The organism is Vibrio sp. T11.5, assembly GCF_027587155.1.
In the GTDB taxonomy this organism is placed as follows: domain Bacteria; phylum Pseudomonadota; class Gammaproteobacteria; order Enterobacterales; family Vibrionaceae; genus Vibrio; species Vibrio neptunius.
Genome location: NZ_JAPPTP010000084.1, coordinates 1 through 359 on the forward strand (window position 1 = coordinate 1; position 359 = coordinate 359).

Consider the following 359-nt stretch of genomic DNA (forward strand, 5'->3'; position numbering starts at 1 on the left):
CTCGGTCGGTAGGCCGAGCATTTCGCCGATTTGGATCGCGGGGCGAATTGGCACAAACGCGTATTCGATAGTGAGGTGGTCTTTGTCTTGAGGGATGATGTCTGACCAACGGAGTTCGGCATTAACCGGAAGCGGGGCTTTGCTTCCCACCCACAATTGTTGGGTTTCTTGCTTGTCTATCGAGACCATGCTGCGGGTATGAGGGCCATTGGCGACTTGACGCCATTGAGAGAGTCGGCTTTCTTGTGCGGTCTTGCCTAGCAGGCTGCCTATGTGCGGCTCGACTGCCTTGCTGTACAAACTCATCTCGCACGCGTATTCGACCGCGTAAGCGAAGGCTGGCTCCTTCTCTTCGGGTG

The 359-nt window shown here is 56.0% G+C and carries 1 protein-coding gene; it reads right to left on the reverse strand.

Annotation, left to right across the window (positions count from 1 at the left end; genetic code table 11):
• Nucleotides 1-359: hypothetical protein (locus OH455_RS23305; protein ID WP_269982950.1), on the reverse strand; the 359-nt coding region annotated here is incomplete at both ends.